This window comes from uncultured Porphyromonas sp. (assembly GCF_938023125.1).
Classification (GTDB): Bacteria; Bacteroidota; Bacteroidia; order Bacteroidales; family Porphyromonadaceae; genus Porphyromonas.
In genome coordinates this window covers 40,855-61,724 of the sequence record NZ_CALHDW010000011.1, presented here as the reverse complement: position 1 = coordinate 61,724, position 20,870 = coordinate 40,855, and the positions used below count along the sequence as shown (strand labels likewise).

The window sequence follows — 20,870 nt, the reverse complement described above, 5'->3', positions numbered from 1 at the left end:
CTCCACAACTATCCCAAGAACCCTTGCAGTACACTCCCATTGTGGTGCTGCAAGGGTTCTTTTTTCACGCTTTTTCCTCCCCAATAGCGACCTGAAAAGCTTCAAAAATCCCCATTAGTAGGTAGGAAAGAAGGATAGTATATTGCGATTTGTGCGGTAACTTTGCTTTATGAAGTTGTCTGATGTAGAAACAGGAAAAACGGTCCTTATCCAGAAGGTGGGAGGGCATGGAGCATTCCGTAAAAGGATACTCGAAATGGGCTTTATTACGGGGAAGCGTGTAACCGTAGTGCAGAACGCTCCCCTAAAAGACCCTGTATACTACCGCATTATGGACTACAATGTTTCACTCAGAAGGCAGGATGCTTCCCTCATCGATGTGGAGCTAGTAGAGGCCGAAGCCGAAGAGGCAACAGCGGGCGAGCCCCTACTCGAAGCCTCAGCCGATGAAAGTCAAGACAACCCAATACCTACAAATGACGACCCTCAGACGCACACTTCTACCCGCTCCGGCTCCCATCGCAAAAAACTGCGAGTGGCCCTTGTGGGCAACCCCAACTGCGGCAAGACCTCACTTTTCAACCTTGCCAGTGGCGCCCATGAGCATGTAGGCAATTACAGCGGCGTAACCGTGGATGCCAAAGAGGCGCACTTCGACCACGGCGACTACCGCATTGAGATCGTAGACCTTCCCGGGAGCTATTCGCTATCGCCCTATAGCCCCGAAGAACTCTACATCCGCCAATTCCTCTCCAGCCCGGAGACGCGTCCGGACATCGTCATAGACGTAGTAGACACCTGCAACCTAGAGCGCAATCTCTACCTAACCATGCAGATTAAGGAGATGAAGCTCCCCATGGTTGTAGCCCTCAATATGTTTGATGAGTTCGAGCAAAGCAAAAGTGAACTCAACATACCCCTCCTCTCCCAACTCTTCGACATCCCTATGGTGCCCACCGTTGGGCGTGTAGCTCGTGGGGTAAAAGAGCTGTTTGATGCCGTGGTGGCTCTTGCAGAGAACCCCTCCACATCCGATCGGGATATCAAGATCCCCTACGGAGCCATCCTAGAGCCCTCCATCGAGAGCCTCACGCAAAAAATAGAGGATCACCTCCCCCTGGCCAAGCAACTCCCGGCCCGCTATATTGCCGTTAAACTCCTTGAGAAAGACTCGGAAATAGAGCAAACAATGGCTCAATTGGGCGAGAAGGGAGGCTTCATACTCTCGGCCGTTCGCTACGAGTTGGATAAGATGAAAGCAAGTTTGGGAGAGCAGGATACAGAGATCCTTATAACCGACAGACGCTACGGATACATAGCCGGAGCCCTGCGCGAAACCCTACGTCCACACAAAAGCATCGTACGCACCAAAACGGATCGTATAGACCGCTTGCTCATCAATCCTATCGTAGGATTTCCCATCTTCCTCGTTTTCATCTTCCTGATGTTTGAGTGCACCTTTATCCTCGGGGCTTACCCTCAAAGTTGGATAGAGGCACTTGTGCAGTATATCAGTGATGGGGTATCGAGCCTCCTCAGCGATGGCCCCCTCAAAGACCTCATTGTAGGGGGGATTATCAGCGGTGTAGGCGGCGTTATTGTATTCTTGCCACAGATCCTGATCCTTTACCTATTCATCTCGGTAATGGAAGATACGGGATACATGGCGCGTGCCGCCTTTATGATGGACAAACTGATGCACAAGATGGGGCTGCACGGAAAGTCGTTTATCCCCTTGATTATGGGCTTCGGCTGTAACGTGCCGGCTATCATGTCGTCTCGCACCATCGAGAGCCGACAAAGCCGACTCATCACCATCTTGGTAACTCCTCTGATGAGTTGCAATGCACGCCTACCGGTATATGTACTCCTAGCCGGAGCCTTCTTCCCTCGCCATGCAGGTATCGTCTTCTTCGGATTGTATCTATTGGGGATTATCCTTGCCGTATTGTTGGCACGATTGTTCCGCAAACTCTTTTTCAAACAAGAGGATATTCCATTTGTAATGGAGCTACCTCCCTACCGTATCCCCACCTACAAATCCGTACTTATCCACGTCTGGGACAAGGCAAAAGAGTACCTACAAAAGATGGGAACCATCATCTTGGTAGCCTCCGTGATTATCTGGTTTTTGGGATACTTCCCGCGAGCTGAGGTCGAAAAGCGCACAGAAGCTCGCATTACCGAAGTACTCAACAATGCTGAAGTTCACTCCGCTAAAGAGAGAGAAGAGATCATTGACTCAATCCGTCTTGTAGGGCACACCGAGCAACAAGAGGGCTCTATCTTGGGGCAAATGGGTAAGGCTATAGAGCCTGCACTAGCTCCCCTAGGCTTCGATTGGAAGATGAGTATCGCACTCCTATCGGGTCTACCGGCCAAAGAGGTAGTAGTAGGTGCAATGGGAGTTATCTATACGGGTAATAGTGATGATAGCGACGAGGCTTCGGTACAATTGTCGGAGCGCATCAAGCAAGAGGTTCGCCCCGATGGGTCCCAAGCATTTAGCCCGCTTGTCGCCCTCTCTTTCATGGTATTTGTTTTGCTATACTTCCCCTGTATCGCTACAGTAACAGCGGTAGGGCGTGAGGCAGGGAGCTATAAATGGAGTCTTTTTGTAATGGTCTACACCTGCCTCCTCGCATGGGTAACCTCGTTTCTGGTCTACCAGATTGGCTCATGGTTAGGGTTCTAAAGGGATTTGTAGTAAGGGCATAAAACACTCTCAAGAGTATGACTATACAACTGATACTTGTGTACATTATTGTAGCCCTTGCCGTAGCTGCGACCTTGCGCTTCCTATGGCGCATTTTTGCAGCACGCCCCAAAGAAGGTGATGAAAAGGGCTCTTCATCCTGCCCGGGGTGCTCGGGATGCTGTCACACCCCCACCCCTCCCAAAAGAGAGACGAAAGCCAAAGACAAAGAGGCCTAGCCCTACAAACACCGCCCACAGAAGCCTCCCAATCAACAAAGAGAAGCGAAAAGGGGGGCTAGAAAGGTAGGACTAAATAAGGCGGAAGGTCTTAGAATAGACCGATTTCTCCCCATTGGAGACTTCAACACGATAGGCTCCCTCAACCCATTCGCCTACAAGGGGCGAGCTTACCGCAGTGCGTACCCCCTCCCCGAGCAGCAAGGTTTGCAATGAGATCTGCACAGATCCCATAAAGAAATGATCCTCCTCACGATACACTTCGCACCTTAGATCTATCGTTGCCTCCTCCAATTCTTTGTACTCAATAGCGATCCAGAGATAATGATCTACCGGCGCCTGCAGAGAAAATCCGCCGGGTCTCTCGGAGGAGTGGCTGGTAGTGGTAACGCCAATACCCTTAATAACAATCGGCATATCTTGCGCCAGGCCTTCGAGTAGAGAGCGGGCTTCGCGATGCTCTTGCCGTTCTTTTTGATACGAATAGGCAAGCTCCTCGTTATCCTGCGCCAGTTTTTCGTTTCTCTTCTCAAGTATTTCATTCTGAGAAGATTGCTCCTTGGCATCTTGCTGCACTAAGCGCAGATTGTACCCTAAGACGAGGAATCCACCCACCCCAATAAGGCACAAAAGGACAATACAGAGGGTAAGAATGGAAACCTTCTTATACTGTTTCTTCTGGCGCAACAGCTTATCATACTCACTTTTTAGCGTCAAAAGCTCACCTCGAGCGGTATCTCGCTCCGTCGATAGCCGATGAAGCTGCTCACTATACTGCTTGAGGGAAGCATCCTGATAGCCCTCATTGCGTACCACTGCCACCACTGCACTTCTGGCCATAGCAGCGAGAATGGCGTCATCGCCTGCGGAGCAAGGCAGAGAAGAATAGCTACTCCCCTCAATACTATAGTCGGTGGGCGGAAGCATCTCCATAGGCATCTGCAAGGAAAGAGCTGCCCCTCTCAGGTGATGCACCAGGCGATCTAGCAAAACGGGTTGGGATGGAAAGGAGAGGTCCGTACGCCTGAGACGTCCATAATCATCGAGCGTGAGCAAGGTCTTCTCAAGGGCTAAGCGCTGTATCTGGACCTCCGAAAACTCAAGAAGATGCCCAAACTGCCCCTTGATTTGCTCCCCATTGAGAAGTAAAGCAAAGCCAAAATACTCCCTAGATGTCGGCTCTAAAAGGCAGATATAGGCATAGAAGACGAGTTCGCCCTCTCGGTATATTACCAGTTGCCTTGGCTCTGTACAAAGCGAAACCAACCGCTTAAAAAGCGGTGCTAGCGAGTCGTTGGGATATTGATCGTGCTGTGCAGAAGCTCCGGAGAAGAGGTAGACAGAACAATTCATTGGGGTATAAGTCTAGATCATGGATGAAAAAAGCGGAGCTAGCACCCTAGTGCACGAGTGTAGCAGAATCGTGAGCCGAGAGATCGGCAGAGTCTATGGCCGGTTTTTCCAAATAGATTGTATCATGTTGAATAGGTAGAGGGGTAGGCATATTATCGCCTTTACTAGGACGAAAAAAGACCAAAACCACTGTGAGCAACAGGGCGCATATAAGGGTTAAAACTAAGTTGGCAATAGGCATCCATCGGCCCAAAGAGGCAGCCTTAGAGGTTGATTTCTCTTGTCTACCAGCTGCAGAAGATGGCTGAGAGTGCCCAAGCCCAAACAAAGAGAGGATAGCCTGAGCAAGTCTCTTCAAGTCAGACTCGTTATGAACTAGATACTCATGCACCTCTTGGCCCTGGAGCTTTGTCTTTATCTGCTCCACCTGTTTTGCAAGGCTATTCTTCTCCTCCGTGAGAGTACGTATCTGCTCTTGAGACTTCTTCTTGTCGGCAGCATTTTCTTGAGCAAGCTGGTCTATTTTGCTCTGCCATTGCTGCTCTACAGAAGCTGTAGCCTGCTCATGGGCCTTTTGCATTTCGGCTAGCTTCCTACTCGCTCCGGACTCAGACGCCTCTAATTTGTGGTACAACTCCTCTACCTGACTCGCCAGTGCTTGCGAAGGAAATTCATCTGAAATCTCAATAGAACTCCCCTGTAAAAGAAGGCTTACGACACGATTTTCTGCAAGATCTAAGCGATTGATCCGAGCGACTCCTCCCCTAGGAGTCCCCTTATTTTCGCCAGAAGGGATGGGGGCAAAGCCCGCAAGACCGATATTTTCTTTGATGTAATTAGCGACAAACTGTTCTAATTCGGAGATGTAATTCCCGCCCACAGAAGAGAGTTTAGAGCTGACAAACTGCACTTTCCCTCCCTCTTTCGTGCGAACGATGCGCCCGAGCACCTTGGTAAGATAGAGAGCTTTGAGTAGATCGTAGACCTGAGCTGTATTACGAGCCAGAGAATCGAGCTGTAAAGAGAGCGCTACATAGCCGCCCTCACGTCCATCATCGCCCAAAACACCACGAGCTATCACCAAGGAATAAAATAGGGTACTATTCTCTCCGATAGTCAGCCTATCCACTCGTAGCTTTTCAGCTATCTCTGAAGTATTTGCAGCGTAAAAAGTTTGAACAAACCGACCAAAAACTTCAGAAGAATTACCCAGCAACTGCTGGCCATTTGGGGTACCGTGTACAAATATCTCAAACTGCATAATGCTCTCTACTATCCTCTAATATGACGCTGAATAATCTTCCAAAACTCTGCCACATACTCCTCGGGTCCCTCCTGAAAGGTGAGCGTACCATCAACAGCCGCCACATAGTCGCCCGTGTGCATCGTGACAAAATCAAAATTATACTGATGGAAGAACGAGGTTATGGGGTTAGTATTGCGGAATGGAACAAATAGATTAGGATAAAGGAAACTAACCTGCTGCAGAGCCTGCTGACGATGCACTCGCCCCGGAGCAATTACATAGTTTGTCTTATCAATCTTGTTGAGAACAAAAATCGCCTTATCATGTGCACGGCTTCTATTCTTAACCATCTCTATACGCTTGACATAGTTCCTTCGATCCTGCTCTTCTCTCCAAATGGGCTCCAAGAAGAAAAGCCAAATCTTGCGACTTGTCATATTGATGATCTTATTGAAGTAGGCCGGGAAGTCTGCCATGGGGTTCTCCGGATTGAAATAATACTCCCCGGGAGCCTCTAGGATCTGACAAACTCGCCGTCCCTCCTTGAGCACCTCAACGAGCATAAAGCTCACGTTGCTTGTAGCCTTAGCTGCATCAGAGCTATTGATCATGGCATTAAAATTCTCGCACAACTCCCGATAATTCTTATCGTAACTTGGGCGGAAACTCGGGATGGGAGCAACCGTATAGCCCTTCTTCTGCAAGTAACGAGTGAGACGAATGAGCGTCATCGTTTTTCCGCACGAAGGGGGACCAAACAACATAAGCAGGGGAGCTTCCGTATCGGCAATGGTTACATTTATCTTGTTGGCATCGTTTATCTCTATCTCGCTAAGCCCAAGATTCGACTCAGAAGAGTAAGAGGATGGCTGCGCATATTCCGCTACCGAGGGAGCCTGTATGGATACCTCCTCCTGCTGCACAGAGGCAGAAGATTGCAACTCCTCATTATTATCAAAATTGATATTTGCCATAGTCTGAAGGGGATATTAAAAGGATTCTCTTTTCTTGAAAGCAAGATCGAAAAAGATAAAGGCTGCAATATCGACAAGAAGCGAGAGTATCACCCAGAAGATAATACCACGGCCTGCATACTTACCTTCTAAGAAGTCTTTCCAAACATCAAAGACGCTAAGCATGCGAGAAGTCTTTGTCACGGGACGCTCTGAGAGATACAGCTCCTGATCCTCAGGCTTTATCTCTACAAAGTGCTGATAGTTCTTAATTGTGGCATAGGACTTCTTAAGCTCCATATCCGTCTGATTGATGAGATCTTCGTCAATCTTCTTGGCATTGGCCATATCCGTAATTTTGGCGGACATTGTCTCCAGCTCCCGAAGTCGCGCCTCAGCCTCCGACTTATATTCAAGAGCTTGTACGTTGGTCATCTGGCGAGCAATCTCCATCTTTCTTCTCTCCAGCATTTCTACAATGGTCTTACGATACTGCTCCTTGAGGCTCTTAATCTGCCCGGGAGTACTGCCCGTATACGAAAGCGTTGGGATCTGAGCCACTTGCAGCGTCTGGGCAATCTTGGCAAGATGCGACTTTGCACGATCTCCAAAACCCGGGTTGGCAAGATTATCAATCTCCCCCTCCAAAGCTATGAGCTGGGCATTGACAATAGCACTAACACTATCCTGTACCCTCTTTACATCCGTCTCGCCCTTGGCATCACTCGCAAGATTTTGCAGATAGGTACGGGTAGTAGCAATGTCGTCTATCACCACGTCCACAATAGCGCTGCGATAAAAGAAGGTGTGAGTATTGGTGGGGAAACTACACACAATCCAGAAAAAGAGTGCCAATAAAATCCCCCCCACAAACTTTGCTCTACGCTTCTCTACATATACAGACTGGTTCAAACTATCCACAATCATCTTGGTACCATAAGACGCTACTACATAGAATCCGATGGTAACAATCCAACATAAAACGGAAGGCCAATTAGGTAACAAAAGGTGTAACGACTCTGCCGTAGCCCAGCAGCTAACAGCCGCAAAAGCAACAAAAGCAAGAAGCGAAAAGAGTTTGAGAAGTCCTTTTGAATTCATTTTATTTGCTAATTAATTTTTGTCTGTGAAGGAGATTCTTTTCGAGCGCATGAGAATATAAAATGAACCTCTGCGCTACTTCCCGCCCCATCAAGGGAGACATCCTTGCCAAGGGGGAATAAAACCTCTAGGAGGCAAGCCATTCACTATCTTAATAGAGAGTAGCCTTGATAGTAGAATCCTCTTCCTTTATTAGTGCACATCACACGATACATCTGCCATTTCCTCCCCACGAGAGGGCTTTTTGACACAGAGTACACGCCTAGTATGAGGCGAAAAAATTACTTCGCTACAAAGGTAGAATTTTTTATTCACTAAGGTAGAAGAGATAAGAAAAAAGGGTGCGCCTACTTGAGACGCACCCTATAATTAGGTGATGATAGAATAATCTATCAAGGAGTTTTACTCAGCAGTCATGATAACTACACGGTTCCACTCGTTGGTTTCATAAGGTTGTACAGTGTCACCCTTGAAGTCAACTTCGATCATATCTTCAGATACGCCATACTTTTCAACAAGAGCCTTAGCAACAGCCTTAGCACGACGTTCAGAGATAGCCATGTTACCGTTTGATGTACCTGTACCCTCGTCAGCATAACCTACGATGTAGATCTTGCTATTGTTATCAAGAGCGTACTTAGCAGTGTTGTAGATATTGATGTACTGGTTCTGATCAATCTTAGCGCTAGCAATGCGGAAGTAAACAACGTTGCTTACAACAGTCTTTACTTCTGTAGTAGTTTGAGCAGGTTGAACTTCGGGGCATTCGGGGCAGTAAGCAGGACGCTTAGAGAGCTCTGCATTTTCTGCACGGAGGTTGTTGATCTGACCATTGAGATCGTTTACAAGACCCCAATCCATGGGAGTAAGAACATCCCACTCGGGCTTACCAAGGTTGAAACCAAGACCTGCAGTAGCGAAAGCCATAAGGTCAGCACCTTGCTTCGTCCAAGAAGTACCGATCATGCCAGTCTTTGTTGCTACCATTTGTGCTTCGAGGTTGAGGTCTACACGACGACCAAGACGGAACTTGAAGATGATACCGGCATCTACTAGGCCACCGAAGTCGTTAGTTGTAGCATCCTTGACACGCTTGTTAGCATCGAAAACATCAGCAAAAGCGCCACCAGTAGTAGTGTGATGCTTGTAACCTGCACCGAGACCTACGTAAGGAACGATGTGGAATACACGCTTGGCGTTGTACTTTGCAAAGTAGTTTACGAGATCAAACATGAAGTCGTAGTGGGCTACACCAAAGAGGTTGTTGTAAGCTTGGTTTGCACCAGTTGCAGGATCTATAGCAAAACCCTTCATGTTCCAGCCACCGATCTGTACACGAGTAGCGAACCAAGGTTCATGCCATTGGCCTAGACCAAGCTGAGCGATGGGGTAAATGCGATCTTTGAGTTCAGCCTTATTGTTGGCTTCACCGAAAGGAAGCATCCCAACACCACCCTGAATTTCGAGGAACCAGTGGTCACAACCTCTATCACGATTGAAGACAGTCTTGTGACCAGATTTATTGGGAGTTGCTACTTCCTGCTGAGCTTGTGCACCAATAGAGAGTGCGAAGCTACCCATGAGGGCGAGCATTAAAACTTTAGCTTTCATATCTATTCTTCTAAATTTCTGGTTAGTGATTCTATTACTTTGAACGAACAATAACTACGCGGTTCCAAGCACGAGCATCGAACTGTTCAGTCTCACCCTGCCATTCTACATTGATCATGTCCGAAGGAACACCATACTGTGACGTAAGGATGTTAGCAACGGCCTTAGCACGACGTTCAGAGAGAGCGAGGTTGTAATCTGCGTTACCTGTTACGTCAGCGAAACCGATTACAGCGATGGGTTGATTGTTTTCCTTTACGAACTTAGCGATTTCGTAAAGTACGATTTCCTGATTAGGAGTTAGCTTATCAGAGTCGAACTTGAAGGTGATAGCCTTTTCGCTGAGTCCAGCAACAACCTTTATTTCAGGAGCAGCGACAACAACTTCGGGGCATTCGGGGCAAGAAACAGGACGCTTTGCAAGCTCTGCATTTTCTGCACGAAGGCTGTTGATTTGGCTGTTGAGGTCGTTGATGAGATCCATATCCATAGGAGTAACGGGTTCCCATTCTACCTTACCAAGGTTGAAGTTAAGACCTGCAGTTACTACACCAAGAAGACCATTGTAAGCATCAGCTACAGTGGCAGGCATGTAAGTTGCGCTAGCGTCTGCATAGTCGAAATCCTTCTTTACGATGTTGAGGTTGTTGTAGATAGCTTGAGCTTCAAGCACGAAATCTACACGCTTGCCAAGACGGAAAGCCATCTGAACACCGGCATTAGCGGCTGCAGAATGACGATAAGGAGCGCTCATAGAGAAGATGCTAGAGAAGTCCTTAAGGTTAAAGTCGTTGTAGTACTTAAAGTTGTACCCTACCCCTGCAAAAGGAACGAGGTGGAATACACGCTTAGCGTTGTACTTAGAGTAATAGTTTACTACGTCAAACATAAAATCAAAGAAGGCACCAGCCATTGCAGTATTGTTGGTTACAACATTACCGGTAGCGTCTTTGTAATACGTAGGCGTAGGACCTGCCATAAGTTGCAAGCGGGTTCCGAAATAAGGGTTATGCCACTTACCGATCGAAAGGGTAGGCATAACGTGAAGACGCTTTACGATGTCTTGAGATTCGTTTCCTTCTAGGAATTGTGCACTAACACCACCTTGCAAGGTGATAAACCAGTGCCCCCCAGAGCGGTCAAAAGCTGTCTTACGGGCAGGAAGTTGTTTTTCCGGCGCCGTAGTCTGGGCACTTGCTGAGAGTGCCATAGCTCCCATCAAAGAGAGCAGTAAGTACTTTACCTTCATAATTTTACTATTCAAATTGTTAGCATTTTCTTAGTTCTTCTTTTGTCAACTCTATACTATACTCTTGCACAAAGATAAGAAAAGATCCGAAACAAGCAACACCAAACTATCTGGCAAGCAACCATTTCGACTTCTATTCTCACACTTTTGTGCAAGCCGAATCGCCATTCTTAACTGCAAAAGTAGCACTTTCCTATTAATAATACACACTTTGAGCATCAAAAATCTCTAGAGAAGCTCCCCAAGGCTCTCCCGAATTTCCCCAAGAGAACGATCTTTGAGGAGTACGATTCCCTTGGCATCTAATAACAAAAGTGTGGGACTTGCCTTCAAATCGTAGAGGGGAACATTCACAATTCTACCGTCACTATTGAACCCCTTGACACCAAAAGAGGGGAGTTCGTCAAGGGTTCTCGCCCATTCGTCCGGATCTGTCTCGGCATCTATAAATAGGATATTGAGCCGGTTTGCCTGCACCTTATTTGAGAAGAAAGCATCCTGTTGAAGTTCCTCAAGCGCACGTTTACAACTCTGGCAGCCGGGCGAATAAAAGAACAACAAGGTAGGCTTTCCCCTCATATCACTGAGTCTCCCCACCTCGCCTCCCGGCTGGATAAACGAGAACTGCTCGGCGGGCGTACCCACCTTATTACGTGCCATTAGGAGGAGACGATGCTTTGCACGCTCAAGTTGAGCGAGAGATGCCTTAGGAGAATGGGTTATCCACTCTACGATGGGGTAGTAAAGATCCTCGTTGAAAAATGGAGAATTTGGCTCAAAGAGATACTTCTCATAGAGATCAATAAATAGGGAAAAGAGCTCTCCTCGGGAGGTCTCTAGCGGCTGAAGCAATGGTTTCTTCACCTCGTCAAGAGGGAGGCGAGAGGCAATACCAAGGAAGTTCGCCAAAGACTGCTCAAGTCGTGTAGGGTGCTGTGCGAGTTCAGGGTCATTGAAATCGCATTCATCCCAAAAGTGGGCAACGAAGTAAGCAGCTCGATCATCCACATTCTGGATAGTCATAGGGATGGCTGGCAAGGGAAAAGCGGGAGCAACGTCAGAAGTATCCACTCGTTCCACAGAGTCTTGTTCTATCGTGTGCCCACTTTTGTTTCTTTGGCAGCTCGCAAACGACGAAAGAGCTATCGTGGACAAGCATCCTAACAACAGCATCTGTATAAGACGACGTCTATTCATATCTATTCGTTTTATAGGGAGAGTCTTTCTTAAACAACACCGCACATCTCTTGATCCAAAGAGTTGGGTCCCCCGAAGAGCGAGGCAACCATCCTCTCTTAGGAAGACAGAGAGACGAAAGCAAAGCATTCTCTTTCTGGAGCGCCCCTCTCGTCTCTGTCTCTTCTAGAGTATTGTAATTACTCGTGCGTTGTGAAGTACTTCATAAACTGCATACGCGTGTATTGCGTTGCATCGGCACCCTGATCGGCCTTGAGCTTTCCGCGGAATTCGCGCACAGCATGATACTGCTTACGCTCCATCCATGCTGTAAGACCGGCGAGCACTTCTTGGATGTATTGAGCTCCATTCTTATAGAGAGCTGAGCACATCTGTACAGAAGAAGCTCCTGCAAGAAGGGCCTTAATCACACCTTCGCTGGTGTGGATACCTGTAGATGCAGACACAGGGAAGTTGGCAATCTGACCTGCGATGAGGCCCGTATAGCGGAGGGTATCTGAGATATCTGCAGCTGTGGTGAAGACTTCGCCGCCCGACATACGTTCGTTTTCGATGTCAATGTCCATTTGGTAAGAGCGGTTGAAGAGCGTAACGCCGGCTGCCCCTACAAGGCGGAGCTTGTCTACCAATGCGGGAAGGCAAGAGAAAGTCTTTGCCAACTTCACCTGTACGGGGATCTTAACCGCACTTGTAATACCTTTTACGATAGATACATAGTCATTTACCAACTGAGTAGCATCTGCCGACACCTTACCCTCGAGGCGCATAATATTTACCTCTAGAGCGTCTACTCCGGTCTCTGCAATTTGCTTTGCATAGTTCGTCCAATCGCCGGCTTTATAGCAGTTGATACTTGCGATAACGGGCACATTCACACGGCCCTTCACATCGCGAACGAAATCAAGATACTTATTGATTTCATTGGCTTTTACGTAGCCGGAAATGTAGTCAGCAGCCTCTGGATAATCCGATTCACTCGTCATAGAGTTTGAGAGAGCATCTATTTGCTCCTCAAAGAGGGACTTGAGCACAACGGCACCAGCACCGGCAGCTACTAGTTTTTCTATCTTCTGGGCACTATTCGTAAGCCCTGAACTACCTACTACAATGGGGTTGCGCAAAACAATACCCGCATAGTTTGAAGTTAAGTCTAACATATCTTCGTCTCTTTCTAAAATTATTTCTTCTCTGTATTTATAGCTTAATAGGGGCTCTTAATAGGCTCTTGGCCCCATAATTGCAGTACCAATACGCACCATATTGCTCCCCTCGCTGAGGGCAATGGACCAGTCTTCACTCATTCCCATAGAGAGGGTATCAAACCAGGGGAATTGACTCATCAGCCCCTCTTTTAGGCGACAAAAAAGCGCTCGCAACTTGGCGAATTCGGCTCGGATCTCAGCTTCGCTATCGGTATGGGTAGCCATACCCATCAAGCCTCGCAGGCGAATATGCGTATTTCCCTCGGCCTGCCGCTCTAGTAGAGCCTCAAAGAACGACTCCACCTCATCGTAGGGAACTCCGCTTTTGGTTTCCTCCTGCGCCACAAAGACTTCCACAAGGCAATCTATCGTACGATTGTGCTGAGCGGCTCGTCGCTCTACCTCATCATACAGAGCAAGAGACTCTATACTTTGTATGGAAGTAATGAACGGAGCTATATACTTAACCTTATTCCGTTGCAATGAACCAATAAGATGCCATCGAATATCCTCGGGCAACTTATCCACCTTACTCACCAGCTCCTGCACACGATTCTCGCCAAAGTCACGTACTCCGGCGTCGTAAGCCTCCTGTATCTCCTCCACCGTATGATACTTAGAGACAACCACGAGAGTTGCATTACTAGGGATCTGCGGGCGAATCTGATCGAGCCGTTCTTGAATTGTTGCCATTAAGAGAGGGGATAAGGGGATGTGATTAGAGTCGGAGCGTAAAGACGTCCATGATATTGGTCTCTACCACAGCGGCGATAGAGTAATCGTGGGTTGTGCGAGACATTTCGCGCTCTATTACAGCCACGGCATTGGCAAGCGACCTTGCCTTCACAATCATCGTTACGGGCGTCTTCTTCTCCACTCCGTTTTTCTCATCAAGCACGATAAAGAGCACCTTGCAGCGGTAATATTTATCGTCCTCGTCATTATCATTTAAGAATAGCTCTGCTATTTTGGCACGTTTGATGGTGCTAATTACAATTTCTCCCGTGGAGGAGAAAGGAGTTATTTCCTCAACGAGGCGTGCCTCTGCCTCTGTTACAGACATCGCATCTACCAGATAGCTCTCGGCAGACCGCTTAGAAAGCCCCGTATCTGCTAGCTTTTCGTAACGAACTGAACACTCGTACCAATTATTCATAGACTATAAAATTCATTCATCCGTGGGGGACATTCCATGCCTCCCCGCACTATTTCTTACAAAGGTAGATATTTTGGATAGATAAGAGAATCAGCCCCCTCTCACTCCAACTTCAGCCGGAGGATAAAAAAGCCCTGCGTTCCCGCCTTTTTCTCAGCCGTGAAACCCCTCAAAAAGCCTGCCCTGCTCTTGACTCCTTTTAGGTCTATATTTTTTTTATTTCACAGGCAGCAACCCCTCCCATTCCTGGGCAAGAACGGAAAGAAAATAGGCCTGCAGATTTTTCAAACCCACCCGACAACTCCGGCAAGAGACAACCGGAATCCTCTAAGCACAAAAGCGGCAACAAAGCGATACGGGCTACCACAATAAATTGTACCTTTGCACATTGAGATACTCGTACATCAAGTATTCTCGATGGATATCCCCCTCTCCTTGAGACGGGAACGCCTCCGAAAGTGGTCATCATGGCGCCACAGAACATATAAGAGAATGTACACCTATAATATAAGAGTGCATGACAAAAGATAAAATCATAAAGCTCCTTGCAACAGGGAGTCTAATGCTCTTCTCCCTCCTAATCACTAGCTGTGGAGAGATGGCTCGCATCCAAAAGAGCAACGACACCTCCCTCAAGTACGACTATGCTAAGAAGTACTTCAATCAGAAAAAATGGAGCAAAGCCTCGGAGCTTTTGGTCGATGTTGTACCCGCCTATGAGGGCACAAGCGAGGGAGCCCAGGCTCTCTATATGCTCGGCATCTCGGAGCTAGCCCTAGAGCATGGGGATATTGCCGCAGAGAGTTTTCGCCGCTACTATACAAACTACCCCAAGGGAGCAAAGGCAGAAGAGAGTCGATTCCGTGCCGGAGAAGCCTTCTACATTTCCTCTCCGGAGGCTCAACTAGACCAGACGGTGACCTACACCGCAATACAGGAGTTGCAAACATTTATCGAACTCTACCCTACCAGCGACTACCGAAAGGATGCCGAACGCATGCTTTTCGACCTGCAAGACAAACTCGCTTACAAAGAACTAAAGAGTGCGACACTCTACTACGACATGGGCATGTACCTTGGCAATAACTACCAAAGTGCAGTTGTAACCGCCAACAACGCCCTCAAAGACTACCCTTATAGCAAGTGGCGCGAAGACTTTTACATCCTAATCCTACGTGCTACCTACCAAGAAGCGATCAACAGTGTAGTCTCTAAGCAACAAGAGCGCTACCGCAATGTGATTGACCGATACTTCGCATACGTAAACGAATACCCTAAGGGGAAGTACATCAAGGAGGCGGACCGCATCTACAAACGCATCCAGCCCCTACTCTCAGAAGAAGCTTAATCAAAAGAAAAAGAACGATATAACTATAGAGACTCTAGAATGGAATCGAAGAAAAAACTATCTGTACCCAACGAAGCTATCACTCGCTCTACTGCCCAAATGGCAGAAAAAACGGGGAACCTCTACGAGACCGTTATGGTCATTGCTAAGCGTGCCAACCAAATTGCGCATGAGCAGCAAGAGGAGCTAAAAAGCAAACTAGAAGAATTCAATAAGGGCGCAGATACCCTAGAAGAAGTATACGAAAACGCTGAGCAGATAGAGGTTTCTCGCTGCTACGAACGCCTTCCCAAACCTACCTTAATAGCCACTGCCGAGTACGAAAACGACGAACTATACTTCCGCTTGGCAAGCGAAAAGAAGAAAGAAGACTAACTCAAACTAAAGCTTAATCCCGGCTTCGGGATTCCTCCGTACTATGTGGCAAAGAATACAAACCCTCTGGTTGCTCCTTGCCGGAGTAGCCATGACGCTAACCCTATTCCAGCCCCTTGCACTTTTCTCTACGCAGAGTGTGATGGGAGCAGAGAACTTCGAAATGTACAGCCTATGGGTAAAAAATGTAAGTGACGGCTCCATTGGCAAAGGGCTCATTACATGGGATCTTTTTGCTCTCGGCGCCCTTATCACTATGATATCCTTCGCTACCATCTTCCTCTTCAAGAAGCGGAAAGTGCAGATGCGTCTATGTGTTTTCAGCATGCTTCTCACCGTAGGTTATATCATTGATTTTGTAGTAAGAGCATGGCAATTCAAAGCCATTCTCAATGCGGATTTCAGTATCAAGTTTGCCTTGGGTCTCCCCTTTATCGCTCTCGTTTTGCTCTATCTTGCCTTCCGAGGTATCCGCAAAGACGAGATCCTGATACGCATCAGCAGCCGCATCCGCTAAATCTTCTCCCCAACCGCAACCTGCGAATTATCCCTACACCTCAATAAAAAAATAACGCTCCATTGTATGGCTATTTTCCTCAAAGACGTATCACACACATTTGGTGAATACCTTTTGGTGCCGGGGCTTACCACGCCCGAGAGCACCCCGGATAAGATTGTACTGCAAACCCCTCTCTCGCGCTTTAAGCGAGGAGAGACACCCCGCATCCGTCTAAACATCCCCTTCGTATCGGCAATTATGCAGTCGGTATCCAACGACACCTTGGCTATCGAATTGGCGCGCAATGGGGGACTTTCGTTTATCTACGGCTCGCAGACGATTGAGGAAGAGGCCGACATGGTACGCCGTGTCAAGAAGTTTAAGGCCGGGTTTGTAACGAGTGATGCCAACCTCAGCCCTGACCAAACACTAGCAGATGTAGTAGCCCTCACACACAAAACGGGGCACTCAACCATCGGGATTACGCACGATGGCTCCTCACACGGCAAGCTACTCGGTATCGTTACCGGGCGAGATTATCGTTTGAGTACCGATAGTCTCGATCGCAAGATCCACGAATTCATGACCCCGATTGAGCGACTCCACGTAGGCTCTAAGGGCATGACATTGAGCGAGTGCAACGACATTATTTGGAAGTTCAAACTCAATACCCTACCCATCCTCGATGAACAAGGGAACCTTCTCTACTTCGTTTTCCGCAAAGATTACGATAGTCACAAAGAGAATCCCATGGAGCTTTCTCACCCCGAAGACAAGACTCTCCTCGTGGGTGCCGGCATCAACTCTCGCGACTACCGCGAGCGTGTCCCCGCCCTTATAGAGGCAGGGGCCGATGCTCTTTGTATTGACTCCTCCGATGGTTACTCCGTATGGCAGGCAGATACCCTCAAGTGGATCCGCCAACAATATGGAGACAGCGTGGTAGTGGGCGCAGGTAACGTAGTAGACGGAGAAGGCTTCCGCTACCTAGTAGAGGCTGGTGCCGACTTCGTAAAAGTGGGTATCGGGGGTGGCTCTATCTGCATCACTCGCGAACAGAAAGGGATTGGCCGCGGTCAGGCTACCGCTGTGATAGAGGTAGCACGCGAGCGCGACAAATACTTCGAAGAGACCGGCATCTACATTCCCATCTGTAGTGACGGGGGCATTGTTCACGACTACCACATGGTACTCGCATTGGCTATGGGTGCCGACTTTTTGATGATGGGACGCTACTTTGCTCGCTTCGATGAGTCTCCCACTCGCAAGCTAAAGATCGGTGCAAATATCGTCAAGGAGTATTGGGGCGAAGGCTCCAACCGTGCTCAAAACTGGCAGCGCTACGATACCGGCGGTAATGTAAAAGAGGAGATGAAATTCGAAGAAGGCGTAGATAGTTATGTGCCCTATGCCGGTCCGATGAAGGGCAATCTCGACCAAACTCTGATGAAGATAAAAGCCACCATGAGTAGCTGCGGCACTCCCAATTTGGCAGAGCTTCGCCAGAATGCCAAGATAACGCTCGTCTCTTCCACCTCTATTGTAGAGGGCGGGGCGCACGATGTTATCCTCAAAGAATAGTCCGCTAGAGACCTTCTTCTCCATCACAAGAGAGAGCTGCAGCCTATGATACCCCATCACCTTATCACCTTGGTTGGCCCCACAGCTTCGGGAAAAACCTCTTTAGGGGTAGCGATAGCAGCAGCTCTCTCTGGTGAGATTATCAGTGCCGATAGCCGACAAGTATATCGGCGAATGGATATAGGAACGGGGAAAGACCTAAGCGAATATATCCTACCGGATGGCTCCTCCATTCCCTACCATCTGATTGACATTGCCAACCCCGGAGAGGTGTACGATCTCTTCCATTGGCTGGCCGCCTTTCGCACTTCATACCAAGAGATACTCAATCGTGGTAAGACGCCCCTTCTTGTGGGGGGAACGGGGTTGTATGTAGAGACAGCCCTCCGAGGCGACTCTCTCTCCAATGCTCCTCAGAATGAGCGCCTACGCAACGAACTCTACAGTCTCTCACACGAAGATCTCAAGGATATCCTTCGGAGATATGGGGGAACTCCCCGCACCGACATCGGCTCCGTTCGTCGTACCATTAGAGCTATTGAGATCGCTGCCTACTACGCTCGCCATCCCGAGCAAGATCCTCTAAAGAGGACAAACGCTACGGTCAAACTCCGGAGCAACGAAGCTCAAAGCACCCCTCTTATTCTCTGTATACAACTGCCTCGCGAAGAGCGCATCCGCCGTATCGGGGAGCGTCTCAAGAAGCGTCTCGAGGAGGGACTTATCGAAGAAGTGGAGCAATTGATCGCCTCGGGCGTACCTACAGAGCGACTTATCCAATACGGACTTGAATACCGCTTTATCACGCAACACCTCCTTGGGGAGCTAAGCCGTGAAGAAATGGTCACTCAGCTAGAGATCGCCATTCGTCAGTTTGCAAAGCGTCAAATGACATGGTTCCGAGGGATGGAGCGCAGAGGATACACCCTCCACTACCTAGACGGAACGCAGTCCTTCGATTGCCTATGCCAAGAGGCTTTGGAGTACATCGCTGCAAAGCAAGAGGGCAAACTCAACTAATACCTTCGCTATACTAGATATATCCATGCCTCAGAAATCGGATCACACCTCAGGGTGCGCACTACGTCATCTCTACTCCATAGAAATTGCACAACTAGAGGCAAATTATTGTAGTGCCACCGATTGGAGTCTCATCTTCGTACCCGAAAAATTCACCCCCGAGGCTTATCAATTTGTGGAGTTTAGGGGAGAATGCCACCTCGGGACTACGCTAGGGGCAACTCCTTCCCGACCGAACTTTGCTTCCCGACCAACCGGGATATATCATGCCATCATCGAAGATTGTAGTATAGGCAACGAGGTTTATATCGGGCATATTGGCAACAAAATCTCAAATTACAGCATTGGCGAGGGCAGCATTATCAGCCACGTTTTCTCGCTCACGGCTCGGCAGGGCTCTTCTTGTGGCGTAGGGACGAAAGTCTCCGTACTCGACGAGACGGGGGGTCGTGCCCTACGTATTGTACGCCATCTACCGGCCGCTTTGGCCTATTGCATGGTCTTTGGCAAGGCCGACAAGGCTCTGATGCAAGCCTGGGACGAGGCTGTAGATCTTGCCACTTCGGAGGTAGAAGAGAGAGGATATGCCGCAATTGGCAAAGATAATTTGATTGCCCAATCCGGCATTTTGGAGGACATCTCAACGGAGCACTGCTCGACGATTATCGGTGTACAGCACCTCGCCCAAGGGTACATAGGCTGCAACGTAAAGATGCAGGGGAGCATCATCTCGGAGCATTTTATCGTAGAGGATGATACCCATCTAGGTAATTGCTCGCTACAACACTGCTATGTGGGAGAAGGGTGTAGGCTCGATGGCGGATTCTCGGCCCACGATTCCCTCATCTTTGCCAATAGCAACCTGAGCAACGGAGAGGCATCGGCCGCCTTCCTCGGCCCCTATACGGTCTCCATGCATCGCTCCACCCTACTCATCGGAGGGGCATTCTCCTTTTTCAACGCAGGTAGTGGCACCAACCAAAGCAACCATCAATACCGTCTAGGCCCTATACATCACGGACTCATGGAGAGAGGCGTAAAATGCTCCAGCGACTCCTATATGCTTTGGCCGGCTCGCGTAGGAGCTTTCAGTAAGCTGGTGGGGAGATTCTACCGCCACCCCGACACTGCCGAACTCCCCTTCGCTGTGCTCACAAGCGATGGCGGAGAGATGCAAATCCAACCTGCCGTAACGATTGGGCACATCGGCACTTGGAGAGATTTTGAGAAGTGGCCCCTACGGGATAATCGCACCTCTACTCTACCCGATGACCGTCTCGTCTTCCGCCTTTGGCAACCGGCTATTATGTACCGCGTATGGCAGGGGTGGAAGCAACTCACGCTCGCCCAAGAGCTTGCCCAAGCCGGCAAGACCTACCATCATCTGATGGGAGGATGCACCATTGCTCAAGAGGATATTACCCCCGGCATACAGCTGTACCATGCCCTGCTCTCCGCCTATATCGGAAGATTCCTTTACGCAGAGACTTCTCGGACTTTATCTCAACTTCTAGAAGAGCTATCGGCTATCAAGGCAACGGATCAGCCCTCTCCCATACTCGACCTCATGGGCTTTGCCATTAGCGAAAAGGACTATCTCGCATGGTGTACAGAGGTGGCTAAGGGAGGGATGTCTTGCGCACAAATAAAGCAATCTCTAGAGCAACATGCCCTAAGCCAAGAGGCTGAGAAGGAGTGGATGTTGCAGCTGCTTCGTCTGTTCTTATCCAACGATTTGGAAGGCTCTCTTCGTGCGTTTATCGAGGCAATTCCTACGGCAGAGCAACTCCTACAAAAGCGCATCTTCTCGGATGGTCGCAAAGAACTATCCCCCGCACGCAGCTCCGTAGGCTTTGGGCTTCTCCCTCTCCCCGAGGCAGAAAAAGTGGCAGAGGAGGATTTCTTAGCCGTACGACAAGAGCTTATAAAGCAGGATTTTGTAGGGAGACTCAAAAGAGACTTCTCCCAACATATAGAGCAAGCCGAAAAACTCAAAGAGCGGCTTCTCGGGTAAAATAGAGCCTTCGCCTAGAGAAGTTCACCCC

At 48.6% G+C, this 20,870-nt stretch carries 18 protein-coding genes; 8 read left to right on the top strand and 10 right to left on the bottom strand.

Annotated elements, in window-relative coordinates; translation table 11 throughout:
- Positions 1-169: 169 nt before the first annotated feature.
- Positions 170-2,695, top strand: a complete 2,526-nt coding sequence (gene feoB, locus Q0090_RS03210) for a ferrous iron transport protein B (protein ID WP_297947391.1) — start codon at positions 170-172, stop codon at positions 2,693-2,695.
- Between the two features lie 38 nt (positions 2,696-2,733).
- Positions 2,734-2,934: a FeoB-associated Cys-rich membrane protein gene (locus Q0090_RS03205; RefSeq protein WP_297947389.1), complete on the top strand. Its 201-nt coding sequence runs from the start codon at positions 2,734-2,736 to the stop codon at positions 2,932-2,934.
- Between the two features lie 72 nt (positions 2,935-3,006).
- Here the strand turns inward: Q0090_RS03205 and Q0090_RS03200 are convergent, their stop codons facing one another.
- The 10 genes from Q0090_RS03200 to Q0090_RS03155 form a co-directional block, all read right to left on the bottom strand.
- Positions 3,007-4,287 (bottom strand): hypothetical protein, encoded by a 1,281-nt coding sequence (locus Q0090_RS03200; protein WP_297947387.1) that lies wholly within the window; start codon positions 4,285-4,287, stop codon positions 3,007-3,009.
- A gap of 46 nt (positions 4,288-4,333) precedes the next feature.
- The gene (locus Q0090_RS03195; RefSeq protein ID WP_297947385.1) at positions 4,334-5,548 is read right to left on the bottom strand and encodes a hypothetical protein; all 1,215 of its coding nucleotides are present in this window, start codon (positions 5,546-5,548) and stop codon (positions 4,334-4,336) included.
- Between the two features lie 11 nt (positions 5,549-5,559).
- Positions 5,560-6,507 carry a hypothetical protein gene (locus Q0090_RS03190; RefSeq protein WP_297947383.1) on the bottom strand — a complete coding sequence of 316 codons (948 nt, stop codon included), beginning with the start codon at positions 6,505-6,507 and terminating at the stop codon, positions 5,560-5,562.
- 15 nt (positions 6,508-6,522) lie between these two features.
- Positions 6,523-7,587, bottom strand: coding sequence for a hypothetical protein (locus Q0090_RS03185; RefSeq protein WP_297947381.1), 1,065 nt, complete (start codon positions 7,585-7,587; stop codon positions 6,523-6,525).
- Positions 7,588-7,989: 402 nt separating this feature from the next.
- The gene (locus tag Q0090_RS03180) at positions 7,990-9,198 is read right to left on the bottom strand and encodes an OmpA family protein (RefSeq protein WP_297947379.1); all 1,209 of its coding nucleotides are present in this window, start codon (positions 9,196-9,198) and stop codon (positions 7,990-7,992) included.
- A 34-nt stretch (positions 9,199-9,232) separates the two neighbouring features.
- A complete protein-coding gene (locus Q0090_RS03175; protein ID WP_297947377.1) occupies positions 9,233-10,447 on the bottom strand; it encodes an OmpA family protein in 1,215 nt (404 codons plus the stop codon).
- 228 nt (positions 10,448-10,675) lie between these two features.
- Positions 10,676-11,644: a DUF5106 domain-containing protein gene (locus Q0090_RS03170; protein WP_297947375.1), complete on the bottom strand. Its 969-nt coding sequence runs from the start codon at positions 11,642-11,644 to the stop codon at positions 10,676-10,678.
- A gap of 179 nt (positions 11,645-11,823) precedes the next feature.
- Complete coding sequence (locus tag Q0090_RS03165) at positions 11,824-12,801, bottom strand: dihydroorotate dehydrogenase-like protein (RefSeq protein ID WP_297947373.1); 978 nt, start codon at positions 12,799-12,801, stop codon at positions 11,824-11,826.
- A 57-nt stretch (positions 12,802-12,858) separates the two neighbouring features.
- The gene (locus Q0090_RS03160) at positions 12,859-13,539 is read right to left on the bottom strand and encodes a YggS family pyridoxal phosphate-dependent enzyme (protein WP_297947372.1); all 681 of its coding nucleotides are present in this window, start codon (positions 13,537-13,539) and stop codon (positions 12,859-12,861) included.
- A gap of 25 nt (positions 13,540-13,564) precedes the next feature.
- The gene (locus Q0090_RS03155) at positions 13,565-14,002 is read right to left on the bottom strand and encodes a DUF4494 domain-containing protein (protein WP_297947370.1); all 438 of its coding nucleotides are present in this window, start codon (positions 14,000-14,002) and stop codon (positions 13,565-13,567) included.
- A gap of 517 nt (positions 14,003-14,519) precedes the next feature.
- Between Q0090_RS03155 and bamD the strand changes: the two genes are divergently transcribed.
- From bamD to Q0090_RS03125, 6 genes are all read left to right on the top strand, one after another.
- Positions 14,520-15,350 (top strand): outer membrane protein assembly factor BamD, encoded by an 831-nt coding sequence (gene bamD, locus Q0090_RS03150; RefSeq protein ID WP_297947368.1) that lies wholly within the window; start codon positions 14,520-14,522, stop codon positions 15,348-15,350.
- 39 nt (positions 15,351-15,389) lie between these two features.
- Positions 15,390-15,725, top strand: coding sequence for a DNA-directed RNA polymerase subunit omega (locus Q0090_RS03145; protein WP_297947366.1), 336 nt, complete (start codon positions 15,390-15,392; stop codon positions 15,723-15,725).
- Between the two features lie 43 nt (positions 15,726-15,768).
- Positions 15,769-16,242, top strand: coding sequence for a DUF4293 domain-containing protein (locus Q0090_RS03140; RefSeq protein ID WP_297947364.1), 474 nt, complete (start codon positions 15,769-15,771; stop codon positions 16,240-16,242).
- A gap of 66 nt (positions 16,243-16,308) precedes the next feature.
- Complete coding sequence (locus tag Q0090_RS03135; RefSeq protein WP_297947363.1) at positions 16,309-17,805, top strand: IMP dehydrogenase; 1,497 nt, start codon at positions 16,309-16,311, stop codon at positions 17,803-17,805.
- A 45-nt stretch (positions 17,806-17,850) separates the two neighbouring features.
- Positions 17,851-18,825 carry a tRNA (adenosine(37)-N6)-dimethylallyltransferase MiaA gene (gene miaA / locus Q0090_RS03130; RefSeq protein WP_297947361.1) on the top strand — a complete coding sequence of 325 codons (975 nt, stop codon included), beginning with the start codon at positions 17,851-17,853 and terminating at the stop codon, positions 18,823-18,825.
- A 25-nt stretch (positions 18,826-18,850) separates the two neighbouring features.
- Positions 18,851-20,839, top strand: coding sequence for a DUF4954 family protein (locus Q0090_RS03125; RefSeq protein WP_297947359.1), 1,989 nt, complete (start codon positions 18,851-18,853; stop codon positions 20,837-20,839).
- Positions 20,840-20,870 lie beyond the last annotated feature (31 nt).